Origin of the sequence: Rhizobium pantanalense (assembly GCF_030182525.1) — a bacterium.
Lineage (GTDB): Bacteria > Pseudomonadota > Alphaproteobacteria > Rhizobiales > Rhizobiaceae > Rhizobium.
The window spans coordinates 213,369-230,265 of sequence record NZ_JAQJCH010000010.1 but is presented as its reverse complement, the minus strand read 5'-3'; the positions used below and the strand labels follow the sequence as shown (position 1 = coordinate 230,265).

Below are 16,897 nucleotides of genomic sequence, written 5' to 3'. Positions count from 1 at the left end.
TGGCGATCGACATCTGTGCGGCTTGAGGCCGTTCAGCAGTCGTTCAGATGCATGTGGCTAGCAAGTAATAGGTGGTATTCTGTGGAGGGCGGCATGGCGTTAAAGGGTACTGTCGGCTCGAAGCGGACACCGCAGACGATTAAAGTCCCGGCCACATGCCGCCGTCGAGCCGTAGGTTCGCTCCCGTGATATAGCTGGCGCGCGGACTTACGAGAAAGGCGATGGCATCGGCGATCTCCTCAAGCGTCCCAACCCTGCCCATGGGGACTTCGGCAAACATCGGCAGCACGATTTTCTCGATTTCGGTCCATGGTGCGTCTGACGCAAAACCTTGCGCGGCGGCGACCTTTCTGAAGCCTTCGTCTAATCTGTCGCTGTGAATCGTTCCGGGCGACACCGTGTTCGCCGTAATACCATCCATGGAAACCTCCTTTGCCAGCGAGGCCGTCATCGCGATCATAGCAGCCTTGGCGGCAGCGTAATCGGGCCTTTTCGCAGGAGCCATCATCGCGGCCATGCTGGAGATATTGACGATTCTTCCCCATTTAGCAGCCCGCATGTTTGGCAACAGCCGAGCGGTCATCCTTACTGCCGCCAGCACGTTTCGGTCGTACTCAGATGCCCATGTCTCCGGGCGAGTGGTGCTCCAGTCTTCAGGCTCGCCAGAGCCCCCCGCATTGTTGATCAAGATTTCTACGGGTTTAACGAAAGCCTGGGCATCATTGACGAGCCCTTCTACGTCATCGTCATTCGTCAGATCGCCAAAGACCGCATAGGCGCGGCCACCCTGGGTGACGATGTCGTGGGCGACTTCTTCGGTACTCGTTTTGTTACGGCCATGGACGATGACGATAGCGCCCTCACGCGCCAGACCTTTGGCAACGCCTTCGCCGATACCCTTGCTGCTTCCTGTGACAAGCGCAATTTTTCCATCAAGTTTCAAATCCACTTGGCAATCCCCATCTTACTGCGATGTACTGATAAGGGGACAAGACGATGAACGAGGCAATTACGCACTTTAAGGTGCCTATCGAACGAGAACCAAGGGAGGTTTGTCTCGGCCCCGATGGATCGGTTGCACATGACCAGAGTGCTTCGAATGATCACTGGTCGTTGGAAGCTACCCATCCTGTTTCGGCTGTTTGCCGAGCCATCGATGCGAGCGTCACAGTTCATGCGAGACATCCCAGACATTTCCTTACGGTTGCTGGCCGTGGTCTTATGCCGGTCTTGATGGCGGCGCGGGAATTTTCGAGGGACTACCCGGAAGCGTCCGACCGACGACCATGAGCGCTGAGGAAGCGGCCTGTTGCGCTTAGTCAACGTGCGAGGGAAACGCCGCTTACCGATCTTCTCCAAAGTGAAGCCATTGAAATTATTGGAATGTCGCAGCTGGAAATAGAATTTTCCATTTAGCCGGCTAAAGAACAGATAACCTAATTTATGGAACGAAGGGCCGTCTATCTACTTCGTCTTCAAGGGCAAAGTGTCGCCCGAACAGGAGCAGGGCTGATGCGGGACATTATCGTCACGATCGCGCACGCGCTCGCCACGATCATCTTCTGCATCTTTTTAGGATGGCTTGCTGGCAAACTGAAGATGATGCGCATCGAACATGCCAGACAGTGTCGAGAGCGTCGGCACGTGCAGCTTCATCAGGACGTTTCCCCGATTGAAGTCAAGCTCTTGCGGTCATACTCCTCTTGAGACTGTTCCATGGCCGCTCCGTTTGTCATCGCCCACTGGTAGAGCGCCGCGAAGGGCTCGCGAAGAGACTCGGCCATCGGCGTGATGGAGTACTCGACGCCCACCGGGGCTGTCGGCAAAACATGCCTTCGAACGAGTCCGTTTCTCTCGAGACGCTTGAGCGCATCCGCGAGGGCCTTGTGCGTTATGCCGTCGAGACGACGCATGATCTCGTTGAAGCGTGACGGTTTCGTGCAGAGTACGCTTAGGATCAGGAGCGACCACTTATTTGCGACTTGCTCAAGCACCGGCCTCGCCCTTTTTGCATCGATCAATGCCTCATCGATCAGCTTCTTTGTCGACTTTTGGGCTCGTACAGCGGTTGCAGTTCTCGTGTCGATAGAACTTGGCACTGATATACTTTCCTATATCTGATTTACACATGGTGCGTATTTCGCACTAGATATAGGAACTATATCTGACTCCTCGTGTTCAATCGCAAGGAGTTCACGATGAAACTCGAAGACAAGATTTCAGTGGTTATTGGTGGCGGAAGCGGTATCGGAGCCGCGATCGCGGCTCGCTTTGCGGCCGAAGGGTCAATTGTCTACGCGACCAGCCGTAAACCATTCGTGTCCCCTGACCAAGGCCGGATAATCCCGGTCGTTGCAGACGCCGGCCTCGCCTCCGATGTGAAGCAGCTATACGACCGGGTTCGCGAGGAACGCGGCGGAATTGACGTCTTGGTCTTGAACGCGGGCATGTCGGAATACGCAGAGCTCGGCGGCATCTCCGAAGATCTATACGATCGCATATTCGACCTAAACGTTCGCTCCCTCCTCTTTGCCGCACAGAACGCCTTGGAACTCATCCCTGATAACGGTTCGATCGTGTTGATCGGGTCCATAGCCGATGTGATCGGTCCGAAAGGATACGGTGTCTACAGCGCGAGCAAGTCGGCGGTTCGATCGTTCACCCGAACCTGGGCAAACGAACTTGCCCCCAGAGGGATCCGCGTCAACGTCGTCAGCCCTGGACCTACGGACACGGCCATGATGGCGGCGACTACAGACGAAGTTCGTGCAGCACTTACCGGGATGATCCCGCTAGGCCGTCTCGGCAGACCGGATGAAGTGGCGTCGGCGGCGCTCTTCCTCGCAAGCAGCGAAAGCAGCTTCACGACCGGCGCGGAACTGTGCGTGGACGGCGGAGCTACCCAGGTTTGACTGTCCGGGGTCCAAGCCTGCCCTTTCCTGAAGGCAGGATCTACAAAGCCGCCCGCCGCCGGTCAATCCGAGTTTCGGCTCAGTGTTGATTATCGCCTCGAGTCGACCCAGTCTGACACTTCACTCCGATCTTACAGAAGCAAACAAAGCCAACTCTTTCAAAAAGTTGGGAGCGCAGCAGGTGATCGTAAAATGTGCAGCTGGGTCATTTTCAGCTGGTAATCAACCGGCAATACGCTAAGCCTCGCTCTAGAGATGCCTATCCTATCCCAAAGCGCTTTGCGCTGCGCAAATCCTGTCGATCAGGGCATCGAGCTCACCCTTTGGGGGACGATTTTGGGAGAGGCGATGCTTCAAATGCATGATCGGTTCGGCGAGGATTTCTTCCAGGTTCTCGGCGCAGCTGAAGTCACCGGCAACGCGCTTGACCTTCGAATTGTCGAAGATCGCGGTCCAGGCCTTGTCGCCGACCAAGGGGCCCACCCAATCCGGATTATACTTGATCAGCGTGTCCGTCGGCACGTGGACGATTTTCGCCTCGACACCCAGCAATCTGGCGATCGCCTTCTGAATATCATCCCATATATGGGCGCGATCGGAGGTGATGTGGAAGATTTCACTCAGGGCTGCCTGCTTGCCGAAAAGCCCGACGAAAGGCACTGCGAAATCGACCGAGCGCGTCAATGTCCACGGTGTGTGGCCATCACCCGCGACGATCGTGGGCTCGCCATCCAGCATGCGCCTCGCCATTATATCGCTGTCGCCCATCATGATCGGCAGGCCCGTACGCACGGTGTGACTGGGGCGGACGATCGTCCAGGCCAACCCCTTTGACGCCATCAGCAGCTCCTCGCAGGCGATCTTGGCCTGGCTGTAGGGCCAGTAGGGATTGATGGCCGGCGTTCTTTCGGTGATGACATAGTGGCGTGCCGGCTTCTCGTAGACGGAGGCCGAAGAGATGAAAATGTACTGGCCGCAATTGCCCGCAAACACCTCGATGTCTCGCGCGATCTGATCCGGCGTGAAAGCGATAAACTGGCATATGACGTCATAGTTGGCTCTGGCCAGATCAGCATAGGCAGCCGATCCAAGTTCGCCGGTGATCGAAGTCACGCCAGCAGGCAACGGGTCGCCCCTCAGGCCGCGGTTGTAGACGCTGACACGATGTCCCTGGCCAACAGCACGCTCGACGCAGGGATATGAGATTTGGCCGGTACCGCCAATGAAAAGCACGTTCAAAGCCATGTAAAGAACCTCAGCGTCTGATTGGTAGGATTAATGACTACCATTCATACCGCGAAAATGCCCGATCGTCTCCGGCCGATCATCCTCATGACGACCATCACCATTAAAAAATTGGGAAAGGCTTCAGATCGGCAGCATGCCTGCAGCGCCTCGGCAGGTCAAAACGACGCTACCAGCGCAGACTGAATTTGCCGACCAGGCTTCCGACCAGCCCGCTGAGCAAGATGCCGAGCGTGTACCATATCGCGATGAATGGGATACCGTTTTCGACGCAGGCCCAGGAGTAGACCCAGCCGCCGACGCCCCCGGCGCAAGCGCCTGCAACGAAACCGGCGAGTGCCGGACGCGTGGGGGCTGCACGTCTGAGAAACCACATGTTGGCGCAGAAAGCAGGAATGCCGAAAGCCACGATCAGGAAAGGGCAAAAGGACGCCGAATATCCGATGATCAAACCCGGATAGGATGAAGCCGGCGACAGCCCGAGTTGAGCGATGGCCAGAAGCGCGACGATGCTGAATGCCACGACCGGAACCCGAACCATACTCCCAATCGAACCCTCTGGGCGCGCAACTCGTTCAAGGGCCACGATCGTCGCGCTCATTAGTACGGCAGTATATAAAAACTTCACCCAAAACGCTGCCACCGTCACGTGGTGCAGATGCGGGCGAAAGCTGAGCGATATCAGCAGTGCGATGGCCGCGCCGATCACGCCGACAATGATTGTAAGCGCAAGCCTCACTCGCAGCGCATGATGGCGAACCGGAGTGAGATCGCTTACCAAAGCCTCGATGAATTCATCATTTTTCGTCATTGGCAAAACCCAGCTTGCGTCCAATCGCGCGCATCCCTCGGTGAATGCTGACGCGAACCATTGCTTCCGACTGGCCGCTCTCGCTCGCAGCTTCAGCAGTGGTTTTTCCGGCAATCTTTACCTGCCGCAGAAGCTCCCGCTGTTTGGCAGGCAATTGGTCGAGAAGACGGTCGATATCGAGGTGAGCAAAGAGTGTCTCCTCTCGAAATTCAGCCGCGACCTCGTCTCCCAAAACAATTTCTACGCCTCTTCTGCTGCCATTTACCCTGAAGTGGTCGATCAGCTTGTATTTCGCGATTTGGAAAAACCACGCGGTGAACGGCCGCTCCCGATCATAGGTAATGCGCCGGCTATGCACCGCCAAAAGCACCTCCTGGACCAGATCCTCGGCGTCACGGTCTGCGTTCGATCCAAGTCTCCTTCGATAAAATGCCAGAAGCAGATCTCGCAAAATGACGAGCAAGCGCCTGTACGCAGCCTCATCGCCGTCAAGCGAGAGAAGCATCAAGCCTTTCAGGACCTGTTCCGATACCGATTTCGTCATTCGCGTGCAGTCATTCGTTGATCGGCGCTATTTGTTACACCCTGAGCCGGATTTTTTGTCGCCCTTCTTGCGATCACAACGGCGTGATCGCTGTAACGCATTCGCACAAGCGCCGAATGAGGGGGCGGAATTGAGGGACGATCGGTTGTCGCTGGTAGGATGCCATAGCCGCCTCGCCTCCTTTCCAAAGCGATCGCCCTACCCGCTCCAGATAGCCGGATGGGCATCATATCGAAAAGATGCAAGATATGGAGAGCAGAATGTCGCTCACGAAGTTGAAGATCATGGGTATGGTGCTGGCGCTTGGTGCCGCGACCACACTATCCGCACAGGCTGCCGATAAGGCGCGCGTTCGCGGCGTCGTGGAAAGCCTCAGCGGCGATACGCTGATGGTCAAATCGCGCGAAGGCAAGGACGTGACGATCAAGCTGAAATCCGGCTGGGCCGTCAACGGCATCGTCAACGCCTCCGTGACAGACATCAAGCCTGGGGATTTCGTCGGCATCGCGTCCGTTCCGACCGACAGCGGCATCAACGGAGCGCTCGAGGTGCTGATCTTCCCGGCCGCGATGAAGGGCACCGGCGAGGGCGATTACGGCTGGGATCTGAAGCCGAAGAGCTCGATGACCAATGCGACGGTTGCCAGCGCCGTTACCTCGGTCAACGGCCCCACCCTGTCGCTCACCTATAAGGGCGGCGAGAAGAAGATCTCGATCCCGCCAGGCACGCCGGTCGTCACCTTCGGCAAGGCGACGAAGGACGACATCAAGCCCGGCGCAGGAGTCATCATCAACGGCACGACCGATGGAGACAATACGGTTGAATCCGACCGTGTCGTGGTCGGCATAAACGGCGTCATCCCGCCAATGTGACGCATCGATGCCGCCATCACGGGGCTGCCCGGTTGCCGATCGCATCCGGGCAGCTCAATGAGCGGCGATAGCGTCGCAGCATATGATTTCGGACACCGCCGTCCGGCGGCACGTCAGGAGAATTGTCCATGACAAGCATCGAGCAGATCGGCACCGCGCCGCCACCGCCCCCGGCCAAGATCTTCATTCGCCGTCATTCGGCTCTTACGCGGATAACGCACTGGATCAATGTGCTGTGTCTGACCTTGCTGCTGATGAGTGGCATGCAGATCTTCAATGCCGATCCACAATTGCATTGGGGAAACTACGGAGCGGTTGAAGATCCGTCGTGGTTCGAAATCGCCAGCAATCAGGATGGCGACAACACCACCGGAATAGTGCGCATCGGCCGTCTGTCGATCACCACAACCGGCATACTCGGTGCCTCCACGGCCGACGGCGAAATGATGCCGCGCGCATTTCCGGCTTGGGCGACGATACCGAGCTACCAGGATCTTGCAGCTGGCCGACGCTGGCATTTCTTCTTCGCCTGGCTGTTTGTCATCAATGGGCTCGTTTACGTGGCCTATGGCCTGATCGGCGGTCATTTCCGCCGCGATCTCGCGCCGACGGCTCAAGATATCGCGCCCAGAAATATATGGCATGAAATCAAGGACCACGCCCGGCTACGCTTCCCGCAAGGCGAAAAGGCGCGGCGCTACAATGCATTGCAGAAGCTGACCTATCTCATCGTAATCTTCATCCTGCTGCCGCTGATGATCGGTTCGGGATTGACCATGTCACCCGCGATAGACGCCGGTTACCCCTTCCTGCTCGATATTTTCGGTGGTCGCCAAACGGCCCGCTCCATTCATTTCATCACCGCCTGGAGCCTGGTGGCCTTCGTCGTCGTGCATATCGCGATGGTCATTCTCTCCGGCCTTTGGAACAACATGCGTTCGATGGTGACCGGCCGCTACGCGATCATCAACGAGGAGACCGACCGATGAGCTCCATCTTCACCCGCCGCCGTTTTCTCATCGGCTCGGCCGCCAGTCTGGGCGCCGTGGGCCTGAGCGGATGCGATGACATTTCTCAGAGCCAGCATGTGCAGAAGGTGCTCGCTCTGGCTGAGCGGCTGACCCTGGGAACACAGCGGCTCATCGTCTCTCCGCAAACGCTTGCCCGAGAATATACCGACGCGGACATTTCACCGAGCTTTCATCCGAATGGATCAACTCAGCCCAACAGCGCTGAATATGTCCGGATGGTCGAAACCCAATTTGCCGAGTGGCGGCTCAAGATCGACGGCATGGTCAATAGGCCGATGGAATTTTCGTTGACTGATCTGAAGAAGCTGCCTTCTCGCACCCAGATCACCCGCCACGACTGCGTCGAAGGTTGGAGCGCCATCGGTAAATGGCAGGGCGTTCCTCTCGGATTGATCCTGCAGACTGCCGGTTTGAAGCCAGGTGCCCGTTACGCCGTCTTCTATTGTGCCGACGAGTTGGAACAGACGCTCGACGGCAGCGGCCGCTATTACGAGAGTATCGACCTGATCGACGCCTTTCATCCGCAGACAATCCTCGCCTATTCGCTTAACGGGAAGGATCTGGAAGTCGAACACGGCGCTCCCCTGCGCCTGCGCGTCGAACGTCATCTTGGCTACAAACATGCCAAATACGTCATGCGCATCGAAATCCGTGACCGGTTCGATGATCTCTGGGGTGGTAACGGCGGGTTCTGGGAAGATCGCGGCTACGAATGGTATGCCGGTATCTGAGATGTCGCGGCAGACGTCAATAATCAGGCGCGGCAATCGTACACGATATCAGTGGCATAGGCCGTACCTCAGGCACGCAAAGATTTCACGCGTGCAAGGTCCTGAACCTTGACGATTGACGCGCAAATGCTCGCTCAGCTCGCTCTTCACGATTTCTATGAATTCCATCGTATAGACGGGCTGCACACGGCTACGTGGTGTCAAGAGCGAAATCTGCGCGGGCTCCATGATGCCTGGGCCAAGTGGTATCCACGCGAGCTTGCCTTCGGAGACCTCCTTTTCCACGCCAAGCAGCGAGAGGAAAGTGATACCGAGGCCGGCGCGAACGAGAGCCTTGAGAATACCGGGCCGCTCAGCTCGAGCGACGATCAGGCAAGGTGCCTCTCCGTCTCAGTCCATTTCAAATTGCGCCGTGGCGCGGCGGTAGCTTTCCGCCCAGATAGTAGTTTCCGATCGCCTGATACTTCCAGCGAACCGGGTCGTGCAGGGTGTGGGTTCGCACGTTGCGCCAGTATCGATCGAGGTTGTCTTCCGAGAGAGTGGACGATGTGCCCGAGAGTTCGAACAGCTTGGTCCCGGCCAGCAGTCCCGCCTTCGTCGACAGGATTTTCGCCTCCGCGACCGCGATCGATGCTGCCGCGACAGTCTCTTCCGTCATATCGAGTTGCGCGGCGTCGACGAGTGCCGCAGCCCGCCCAAGCAGGGCCTCGGCAGCACGAAGCCGCAACTTGACTTCGCCGACGCCGTAGAGCGTCAGCGGGTCGTCGACGGCGCGCTCGACCTTGGCGTCGATCCACGGGCGCGACCGCTCCTCGATGAACCGGAGCATCTCGCGATAGGCGCCTTGCCCGATCCCGAGATCAATCGCGGCATGCATGAGCTGTGCCTGCGGACCGATCGTCGTCGGTCGGTCGAACGACGCCTGGAACGGGACGATCCACTCAGGTTCGACCTGCACATGCTCGAACTCCACCGAACCGCTGCCGGTGACGCGCTGGCCGAAGCCGTCCCAGTCGTCGGTGATGGTGACGCCTGGCGCGTTCCGAGGAATGAAGACCAGATAGCTCGTCCGCTTTCCGTCTTCATCCGTAACGGCAAGAGTCGGAATCCAGTGCGCATAGAGTGCACCCGTGCAGTAGAACTTGCGCCCCTCGACCAAGGCGCCGCTGCCGTCACGTACCAGTCTTGTGCGGCGCGTGAAGTCGCGCTGTCCGACTTCCGCAAGAGCGTTGCCGAATCGGTCTCCTGCAAGAACACGGTCATAGAAGAAGCGCTTCTGCTCCTCGCTGCCGCCGACCCGAAGCACCTCGAGCGCGTAGTAATGGTTCTGCGGGATCTGCGAGAGCGAGCCATCGGCCGCGCCGATGATCGCGATGACCTGTGCGAGGATCCGATTGCTGACGCCCGGCCCGCCATAAGCCCGGGGCACGGTGATACCCCAGAGACCGCTGGCGGTGAACGCCTCCAGCTCGCTCCATGGCAGCAACCGGTCGCGGTCGCGATCCGACGCGCCGGCCGCGAACTCGTCAGCAAGCCGGGTTGCCACTTCGATCGCCTGGTCATCACCGGCAATGGACGCAGGGTGGCGTGAGCTGGGCGCTACGGAAGATACCGGTGTTGCGTTCGTCATCGGCGCCTCAATTCCACTGGTGTCTGGCGGGGTAAGCGCCGGTCAGCTCGTACTTGCCGATAAGGTGGTATTTCCATCGGACGGGATCGTGGAGCGTATGGACACGGGCGTTTCGCCAGTGACGACCGAGATTATGTGCCTCCCGTGTCGCCGACGAGCCCGCGAGATCGAAAAGCTGCTCGGTCGCGGCGAGCGCGATCTCTGTGGTGAGGATCTTCGCCTCGGCGACCGCAACGGACGCTATAGCGCTCAAGGCGTCCGTGACTTTGTCTCTTGCAATACGGTCGATCGTCTCAGCAGCCTCGTAAAGGACCGCCTGCGCCGCGTGGAGGTCCGTGTAGAGACTGCCGACCGAGTGAATGATGGTCGGATCGTCGATTGCCGAGGAGACGCCGGAGTCGACCCATGGTCTTGCGCGATCACGCACGAAGGCAACGGCATCGCCGACGGCCGCCGCTGCAATTCCCGAATCGATGGAAGCCTGCACGAGCTGTGAGATCGGTCCGGCAAGCCCAGGACGATCGGCATAGGACCAGACGGGGAAGACGAGTTCTGGATCGATCGGGACGTCTGCGAATTTGACGGAGCCACTGGCCGTCGTGCGCTGCCCGAACGACGACCAGTCGTCGATGACGGTCACTCCCGGCGCATCGTAGGCGGCCCAGACCTGGACGGCTCGTCCTTCTTCGTCGACCGCCCTCGTGGGTATCCAGTGAGCGAAGATCGCCCCTGTCGAATAAAAGCGACGGCCGGTCAGTCGAAGGCCGTCTGGCGTCGACCGCAGCAATGTCGTGCTGACGGCCACCGACTTCGTCTTCTTCTCCGGCCCCGCATTTCCGATGCGGAATCCTTTGTTGAGGACGTCGCCAAAGATTCGAGCCTTCTGTGCGTCGGAGCCCACGTCCTTCAGCAGTGCGAGCACGCCGAACTGGTTCTGCGGGATCTGGCCGAGGGCAGGATCGGCGCGACAGAGGATCTCGAACACCTTCGCAAGTGTGACGTTCGACACGTCGGCCCCGCCGAACGCCTTCGGGATGGTGACCCCACCCAAGCCGCTCGCCGTGTACTCGTCGATCTCGGCCCAAGGCAGAAGCCTCTTGGCATCACGCTCGGAGGCGCCGACCACGAAGCGCTCCGCCAAACGCGCGGCGACGTCCAAGGCCTCCTGATCGTCCCTGATGAGATGTGGCCGCGCGGGCGGCGATGGACGACGTCCGTCTACGTCGGAAGCATGCGAACTCTGGTCAATCATATCGTATCGAACTTTCACATCATCGGGCGCGCAGATAGCGGACAGCGCTGTCACCGGCAAATTGCACCAGGCAGACCAACGCGATCAGCACGACGATCACGGCCGCCATGACGGTCGTGTCGAAGCGTTGGTAGCCATAGCGGATGGCCATGTCCCCCAACCCACCCGCGCCGACCGCGCCCGCCATGGCCGAGGCGCCAATGACGCTGACGAGCGTGATCGTAAAACCGCCGATGATGCTGGGCAGCGCTTCGGGAATCAGCACATGCCGGACGATGTGCCACCGCCGACACCCGATCGCCTGGGCCGCTTCGATGAGGCCGGGATCGACTTCGCGAAGGCTGACCTCGGCGATCCTGGCAAAGAATGGGGTCGCACTGATGGATAAGGGCACCGCGGCCGCCCAGACCCCGATGGTCGTCCCCGTAATCAGCCGGGTGAGCGGCAGCAGCGCGACGAGCAGCACGATGAACGGCGTGGCGCGAAAGCCGTTGATGATTGCCGCCAGCACACGCTGCGTTTTCGGAGCCTCGATCAGCCCGCCGGGCTGGGCAAGCACCAGAAACACGGCAAGCGGAATGCCTGCCGCAAATGCGATCAGCGAGGAGACACCGACCATCACAATCGTGTCGAGTAACGCCTGCCACAGGCGTTCATACATCATCGCCGACATAGCCTAATATCCTGACTTGATGAGCGAGATTTTCCAGATCCTTCGGCACCGCCGTTGTCACCCCCTTGACGGAAATGAGCAGGCGACCATTCACATGTCCCTGAATGCGGTCGAGCGCACTCTGCAGGACCCGCGTTGACGCACCCAGAGCATTCGCGATCGCGGCCACGTCTGGCTCCAAGCCGCCCTGTCCAGTATAAGACAGTTCCATGATCGTCCGCCGCGCCTCCCGATCCGACTGAGCACGAAGTCGACTTTGGACATCTTCGGGGATGTCGCGGTTCAATGGTTGAAGCAATGCCCGTGTTGCCGGATGGGTCGGATTTCCGAAGACTTGCCAGACAGGACCGGCTTCGGCAACACTTCCCTCCTCGAGAACCAGAACCTGGTCACAGATCTCACGGATGACGCTCATCTCATGCGTGATGAGAATGATCGTCAGATTGAGCCGGCGGTTGATGTCCTTGAGAAGCGCAAGTATCGAAAGAGTCGTTTCCGGATCGAGTGCGGACGTGGCCTCGTCGCAGAGCAGGATTTCCGGCCGGTGAACCAGTGCCCTCGCGATGCCAACGCGCTGCTTCTGTCCGCCCGACAGCCGTGATGGGTAGGTCTTTTCCTTGCCCTCAAGCCCGACGAGCGACAGAACCTCCGCGACCCTCTCCTCGATTTGGCGCTTCGGAACGCCCGCAACGACCAGCGGGAACGCGACATTGCCCCAGACGGACTTCGACGACAGGAGATTGAAATGCTGGAAGATCATTCCGATCCTGCGGCGAAGCCCAACAAGCCCGTTTTCGTCGAGCGACGAGACATCGACGCCATCCACCGTCACGCGTCCGCCGGTCGGCCGTTCCAGACGGTTGATCGTGCGAAGAAGGCTCGATTTGCCTGCGCCGCTCCGACCGATGATGCCGTAGATCGATCCGGCAGGCACGTCGACGGAAATGCCGCGAAGCGCGTGCACCTCGCCTGCCGACGACTTGTAGCGCTTCTCGACATCAGTAAACGAGACGGTGCCGACATTTTGTCCCGGAAGAACTCGCTCCACCGGGACTGTTGCTATTGCCGGAGCGTCCGGCTTCTCGCCTTCCGCTTCTGACAAGCGTCGTGCCGTTGCGTTCAATGTACCCATGGCAGCGTATAGAGCTTGGGGTCCGAGGCGAACGCCTTGTCGATGGCGCCCTTCACGGCGTCCGATTTCTGATAGAGATCGACTAATTCCTTGATGCCGGCATCGTCGACCTTCGCCGACTGCACTGCGAAGACGATTGCGAACTGCTTGTCGTCAACGCCGGAATAGAGCAATCCCGAGCTCGGATTGAACGCCTTAGACGCGACGATGAAGTGCGGATAGCCCTGCGCGAGATCGACGTCTGCGGTCACGCGGGAGAGCTGCGGCCCTTCGACCTCTTTGAACGTGAGGTGTTTCGGATTGTCGGTGACGTCGTCAAGCGTCCCCTTGAATCCGACGCCGTCCTTAAGCTTCAGAAGGCCTGCCTTCTGCAGGAGGAGAAGTCCACGTCCCTGGTTCACGGGATCGTTGGCGATCGCAACGGTGCCTTTGTCCGGGATCTCGTCGAAGCTCTTATGCTTGAGGGAGTAAAGGCCGATATTTGCAAGCACGCCGATGCCGGCGCTCTTGAAGTCGTATCCACGCTCCTTGATGGCGTTGTCCAGGAACGGCCGATGTTGGAAATAATTCACGTCGATATCGCCCGACTGCAGGGCTATGTTCGGCGTCGTCCAGTCGGTGAATTCGACAACCTGGATGTCGAGCCCCTTCGCCTTCGCTTCAGGAACCAGTGCCTCAATGGAGTCGGCATACACTCCTGGGACGACGCCCACCTTGATCGTTTCGGCGCTAACGCTGCCCGCCAATGTCAATGCCGCGAGCGCGACGATTCCTGCAATGTACTTTCTCATGGACGTCCCCTGTTGATCCGGCACGAGGCTATTGTCCATGAAAGCCGTAGACAAAGCAGATTTTACCGACAGGGACGGCGGTTAGGGAATAATTTTGCGGCACAGCAATTGAACCAGAAGACGAAGCGGCTACCCCGCCACCATGCCGGCCGAGACAAGTGGCCTCGCCATGACCAGCTCGACCAGCGTCGGCGTGGCGCAGGATTGCCGCAGCCAGGAGCGGGCCGAGCCAGGGCGAGGAAGTCGCCAACATGATCGTCTACATATGTTCGGAGCAGGCTTCCGCGACAACCGGCTCGGCTTTGCGCGTGGACGGCGGCGTGGTCCGCTTCAGCGCCACGGCAGGATCATTCATCCGTTTTGGGTAATCCTCAAGCCATGCTCACGGGCCGAGCCCATGAGCATGGGCAATAGGTGCTATTGACGGGATTCGCATCGGTGATCCTCTAAGCGCTGCCTGTAGCACCTGGACGAACAACATAAAGTTTGACGAATGGTGCGCGAGCCGCTGACGAATACGTTACTTCGCATTTCCAATTTACCCAACCGATCAGAGCTTGTAGCCGCCGCTTTCCGCGCCAGTTGTGATTTTGAGGCGCCCGGTCGGCTCCTAGGCGTATTGCGTGACAGCGGCTTCAGAGGCTTCGACCGCTGCCAAGATCGCCAAGGCCCGCTCGAAACTCTTGCTACCTGCGATTGGGTCTTGAAAGCAGGCAGCATCCGCGGCTGCTGAAGGTGCATGCCGCATGGCAGACATGACGCCGAAACTCGACCGTGCCGGCTATCGGTTGAGATCGGGATGAAGGTGCTGGCGAAAAATGGCTGATTTTGCCGGAGGAATGCTACGATGACGTCTCGGCTCGATCTCCGCCAAAGCCGTCCAAGCTCGCGCTGCAGCTGTGCCCCAGCCAATCCGAAAAGGCGCGCACTTTCTGGCGCGCTTCAGCGCGGGCCGGCCAGAGTGCGTAGTAGCCGTAGCCGCTGTCGATGATCCGTTCGAATGGAGCGACCAGCTCGCCGCTTTCCAGATCCTGGCGCGAAAAGGCGAGATCGCCCATCGTCACGCCATAGCCGCTCGCAGCGGCGGTCATCGCGAAATCCTGCGTATCGAAGACTTGATGACGGGCTGCCTGGAACGAATAGACGCCTTCGGCCTGCAGCCAAAGGGTCCAGTCGCTATGACGCGGATTGGAATGCAGCAGAACGCAGTTCTGTAAGTTTTTGACCGCGGGCGGATCGCCCAGTTTGGACAGGAACTGTGGCGAGCACATCGGCGTCAACTGCTCCCGCAATAGCGGCAGCACATCCATACCGGGCCAGTTACCGTTGCCGTAGGTGATCAACATGTCGATATCACCGACAGAAAAGGTGGGCCTCAGAAACCAGGCGGTATCGATATTGATGTTCAGGTCTTCATGATGCCTGTGGAGATCCGGCAGGCGCGGCAGGAACCATTTGCGCGCGAAGGTCGGCGGCATGCGGATAGTCAGCGACCGCGCCGTCGTTCGCGTCGCCTCGAACGAGGTCTTCAGCGACGCCAGCAGCCCGTCGACGATCGGAATTAGCGCCATGCCCCGCTCCGTCAGCGCCACCTTGCGGGTATGGCGCTCGAACAGGGTGCAGCCGAAATAATGCTCGAGCTGCTGCACCTGGCGGCTGATCGCGCTCTGACTGAGGTTGAGCTCTGCCGCCGCCGCTGTGAAACTGCCCGTTTCCGCAACAACGGAAAAGGTCTGCAGGGTCTGCAGCGGCGGCAACCTGTTGTGATCGAACCTCGGCTCCATTCCCTACCCGGCTTCTTTGCTGCTGTCTCGAACGGCAAGCAATAAAGCATGTGGATGGAATGGCAACCGACCGGCGCTCAGGCGATCGCCCGACGAACTGTCTCGATGGCTTGCCGGACCCTTCGCGGCGCCGTACCGCCCTTATGATCGCGGCTGGCAACCGATCCCTCAACCGTCAGCACCTCGAAGACATCCTCGCGAATACCAGGTGCAAAGGCCTGCATCTCGGCAAGGGAAAGCTCCGAGAGCGTCGGAAGGGCCTTGTCGCGGGCCGCACCGACGATCGCGGCGACTGCATGGTGCGCATCGCGGAACGGCACGCCGGCGCGGACCAGATAATCGGCAAGGTCGGTTGCGGTCGAATAACCCTGATTGGCGGCCGCAAGCATCTTCGCATGCTTGACCGTGATGGTCGGGATCATTTGCGCCGTGACGCTGACGGCGGCCCGGACGGTCTCAAGCGTATCGGTCAGCGGCGGCTTCGATTCCTGCTGGTCCTTGTTGAAGGCAAGCGGCTGGCTTTTCATAAGAGCTGTCGAGAAAGTGAGATTGCCCATGACGCGGGCGGCCTTGCCGCGCACCAGCTCGGCCAGATCCGGATTGCGCTTCTGGGGCATGATCGAGGAGCCGGTGCAGAACTGATCGCCGACCTCGATGAAATCGAACATCGGCGTGCACCAGAGAATGACTTCCTCGCTGAAACGCGACAGGTGCCCCATGATGATCGAGCCAGTACTGCAGACATCGACGACATAATCGCGATCGGAAACGGCGTCGAGCGAGTTGGCGAAGGACGTGGAGAAGCCAAGCTTAGAGGCGCTGTATTCAGGGTCGATGGGATAGCCGGTACCTGCAAGCGCCGCCGCGCCCAGCGGCGAAATGTTGAGCCGTTCGCGCGTCGCGCCGACCCGGTCGAGATCGCGCAGGAACATTTCGGCATAGGCCATGAGATGATGGCCGAAGGTGACGGGCTGCGCCACCTGCAAATGCGTGAAGCCGGGCATGATCGCATCGGCATGTTTCTCAGCGAGATCGACAAAGGCGCCGATCAGCGTCTTCAGATCGTCGGCGAGAAGATCCAGTTGCTCGCGGGCATAGAGACGAATGTCGGTCGCCACCTGATCGTTGCGCGATCTTGCCGTGTGCAGCTTCTTCCCGGCGTCACCGATCAGCGCGATCAGCCGGTCCTCGACATTGGTGTGGACGTCTTCGAGTTCGGTTTTCCATTCGAAGGCACCCGAGCGCATCTCTTCGGCCACTTGGTCAAGACCAGTCTGGATTTTACCGTTTTCGTCAGTGGTCAGAATGCCGGCGCGAGCAAGCATCTCGGCGTGGACCTTCGATCCGGCGACATCGTGCAAGGCAATGCGCTTGTCCTGGTCAAGGCACTCATGAAAGCTCTCAAAATCCCTGGAGACGGCCTCCTTGAACAGCGGCGACCATGTGGCTTCTTTCTGGTTTCTCATCGCGGTCTTCCTTTTGAACAAAT

18 protein-coding genes and 1 pseudogene are annotated in these 16,897 nt (G+C 59.2%); 6 read left to right on the top strand and 13 right to left on the bottom strand.

Annotated elements, in window-relative coordinates; translation table 11 throughout:
• Positions 1–139: 139 nt before the first annotated feature.
• Positions 140–949, bottom strand: a complete 810-nt coding sequence (locus PH558_RS24535) for an SDR family NAD(P)-dependent oxidoreductase (RefSeq protein ID WP_285207070.1) — start codon at positions 947–949, stop codon at positions 140–142.
• A 117-nt stretch (positions 950–1,066) separates the two neighbouring features.
• On the opposite strand from PH558_RS24535, the gene PH558_RS34395 reads away from it, so the two are divergent.
• The gene (locus PH558_RS34395; protein WP_483314184.1) at positions 1,067–1,234 is read left to right on the top strand and encodes a winged helix-turn-helix transcriptional regulator; all 168 of its coding nucleotides are present in this window, start codon (positions 1,067–1,069) and stop codon (positions 1,232–1,234) included.
• A gap of 421 nt (positions 1,235–1,655) precedes the next feature.
• Here PH558_RS34395 and PH558_RS24525 read toward each other — a convergent pair whose 3' ends face one another.
• On the bottom strand, positions 1,656–2,036 hold the full coding sequence (locus tag PH558_RS24525; protein WP_244575535.1) for a winged helix-turn-helix transcriptional regulator: 381 nt from the start codon (positions 2,034–2,036) through the stop codon (positions 1,656–1,658).
• A 162-nt stretch (positions 2,037–2,198) separates the two neighbouring features.
• Here PH558_RS24525 and PH558_RS24520 point away from each other — a divergent pair, with 162 nt between their 5' ends.
• The gene (locus PH558_RS24520) at positions 2,199–2,912 is read left to right on the top strand and encodes an SDR family NAD(P)-dependent oxidoreductase (protein WP_113408739.1); all 714 of its coding nucleotides are present in this window, start codon (positions 2,199–2,201) and stop codon (positions 2,910–2,912) included.
• Between the two features lie 264 nt (positions 2,913–3,176).
• Here the strand turns inward: PH558_RS24520 and PH558_RS24515 are convergent, their stop codons facing one another.
• The 3 genes from PH558_RS24515 to PH558_RS24505 form a co-directional block, all read right to left on the bottom strand.
• Positions 3,177–4,157: an SDR family oxidoreductase gene (locus PH558_RS24515; protein ID WP_095438053.1), complete on the bottom strand. Its 981-nt coding sequence runs from the start codon at positions 4,155–4,157 to the stop codon at positions 3,177–3,179.
• Positions 4,158–4,326: 169 nt separating this feature from the next.
• Positions 4,327–4,968: an NrsF family protein gene (locus tag PH558_RS24510; RefSeq protein ID WP_095438054.1), complete on the bottom strand. Its 642-nt coding sequence runs from the start codon at positions 4,966–4,968 to the stop codon at positions 4,327–4,329.
• Positions 4,955–5,512, bottom strand: coding sequence for a sigma-70 family RNA polymerase sigma factor (locus PH558_RS24505; protein WP_095438055.1), 558 nt, complete (start codon positions 5,510–5,512; stop codon positions 4,955–4,957). The genes PH558_RS24510 and PH558_RS24505 overlap by 14 nt, the downstream gene beginning before the upstream one ends.
• Before the next feature lie 260 nt (positions 5,513–5,772).
• Between PH558_RS24505 and PH558_RS24500 the strand changes: the two genes are divergently transcribed.
• From PH558_RS24500 to PH558_RS24490, 3 genes are all read left to right on the top strand, one after another.
• Positions 5,773–6,384, top strand: a complete 612-nt coding sequence (locus PH558_RS24500; RefSeq protein ID WP_015342254.1) for a hypothetical protein — start codon at positions 5,773–5,775, stop codon at positions 6,382–6,384.
• A gap of 128 nt (positions 6,385–6,512) precedes the next feature.
• Positions 6,513–7,373 carry a cytochrome b/b6 domain-containing protein gene (locus PH558_RS24495; RefSeq protein WP_113408737.1) on the top strand — a complete coding sequence of 287 codons (861 nt, stop codon included), beginning with the start codon at positions 6,513–6,515 and terminating at the stop codon, positions 7,371–7,373.
• Positions 7,370–8,146 (top strand): molybdopterin-dependent oxidoreductase, encoded by a 777-nt coding sequence (locus tag PH558_RS24490; RefSeq protein ID WP_285207067.1) that lies wholly within the window; start codon positions 7,370–7,372, stop codon positions 8,144–8,146. Before PH558_RS24495 ends, PH558_RS24490 begins: the two co-directional genes overlap by 4 nt.
• A 48-nt stretch (positions 8,147–8,194) precedes the next feature.
• On the opposite strand, the gene PH558_RS34275 is transcribed toward PH558_RS24490, so the two are convergent.
• Genes PH558_RS34275 through PH558_RS24465 form a run of 6 tightly spaced genes read right to left on the bottom strand, consistent with a single transcriptional unit; the run spans position 8,195 to position 13,624 of the window.
• Positions 8,195–8,515 carry a LysR substrate-binding domain-containing protein gene (locus PH558_RS34275; RefSeq protein ID WP_350223825.1) on the bottom strand — a complete coding sequence of 107 codons (321 nt, stop codon included), beginning with the start codon at positions 8,513–8,515 and terminating at the stop codon, positions 8,195–8,197.
• Positions 8,516–8,546: 31 nt separating this feature from the next.
• A complete protein-coding gene (locus tag PH558_RS24485; protein WP_095438059.1) occupies positions 8,547–9,776 on the bottom strand; it encodes an SfnB family sulfur acquisition oxidoreductase in 1,230 nt (409 codons plus the stop codon).
• Between the two features lie 7 nt (positions 9,777–9,783).
• A complete protein-coding gene (locus tag PH558_RS24480; RefSeq protein ID WP_285207066.1) occupies positions 9,784–11,028 on the bottom strand; it encodes an SfnB family sulfur acquisition oxidoreductase in 1,245 nt (414 codons plus the stop codon).
• 19 nt (positions 11,029–11,047) lie between these two features.
• Complete coding sequence (locus PH558_RS24475; RefSeq protein WP_112342008.1) at positions 11,048–11,701, bottom strand: methionine ABC transporter permease; 654 nt, start codon at positions 11,699–11,701, stop codon at positions 11,048–11,050.
• The gene (locus tag PH558_RS24470) at positions 11,682–12,764 is read right to left on the bottom strand and encodes a methionine ABC transporter ATP-binding protein (protein ID WP_285207348.1); all 1,083 of its coding nucleotides are present in this window, start codon (positions 12,762–12,764) and stop codon (positions 11,682–11,684) included. The genes PH558_RS24475 and PH558_RS24470 overlap by 20 nt, the downstream gene beginning before the upstream one ends.
• A 56-nt stretch (positions 12,765–12,820) precedes the next feature.
• Positions 12,821–13,624: a MetQ/NlpA family ABC transporter substrate-binding protein gene (locus PH558_RS24465; RefSeq protein WP_095438063.1), complete on the bottom strand. Its 804-nt coding sequence runs from the start codon at positions 13,622–13,624 to the stop codon at positions 12,821–12,823.
• A gap of 179 nt (positions 13,625–13,803) precedes the next feature.
• On the opposite strand from PH558_RS24465, the pseudogene PH558_RS24460 reads away from it, so the two are divergent.
• Positions 13,804–13,992: pseudogene (locus PH558_RS24460) on the top strand (SDR family oxidoreductase); the annotation flags it as partial.
• 474 nt (positions 13,993–14,466) lie between these two features.
• Here the strand turns inward: PH558_RS24460 and PH558_RS24455 are convergent.
• Positions 14,467–15,408, bottom strand: a complete 942-nt coding sequence (locus tag PH558_RS24455) for a LysR substrate-binding domain-containing protein (protein WP_095438064.1) — start codon at positions 15,406–15,408, stop codon at positions 14,467–14,469.
• A gap of 77 nt (positions 15,409–15,485) precedes the next feature.
• Positions 15,486–16,874, bottom strand: coding sequence for an argininosuccinate lyase (gene argH / locus PH558_RS24450; protein ID WP_285207065.1), 1,389 nt, complete (start codon positions 16,872–16,874; stop codon positions 15,486–15,488).
• Between the last annotated feature and the right edge of the window lie 23 nt (positions 16,875–16,897).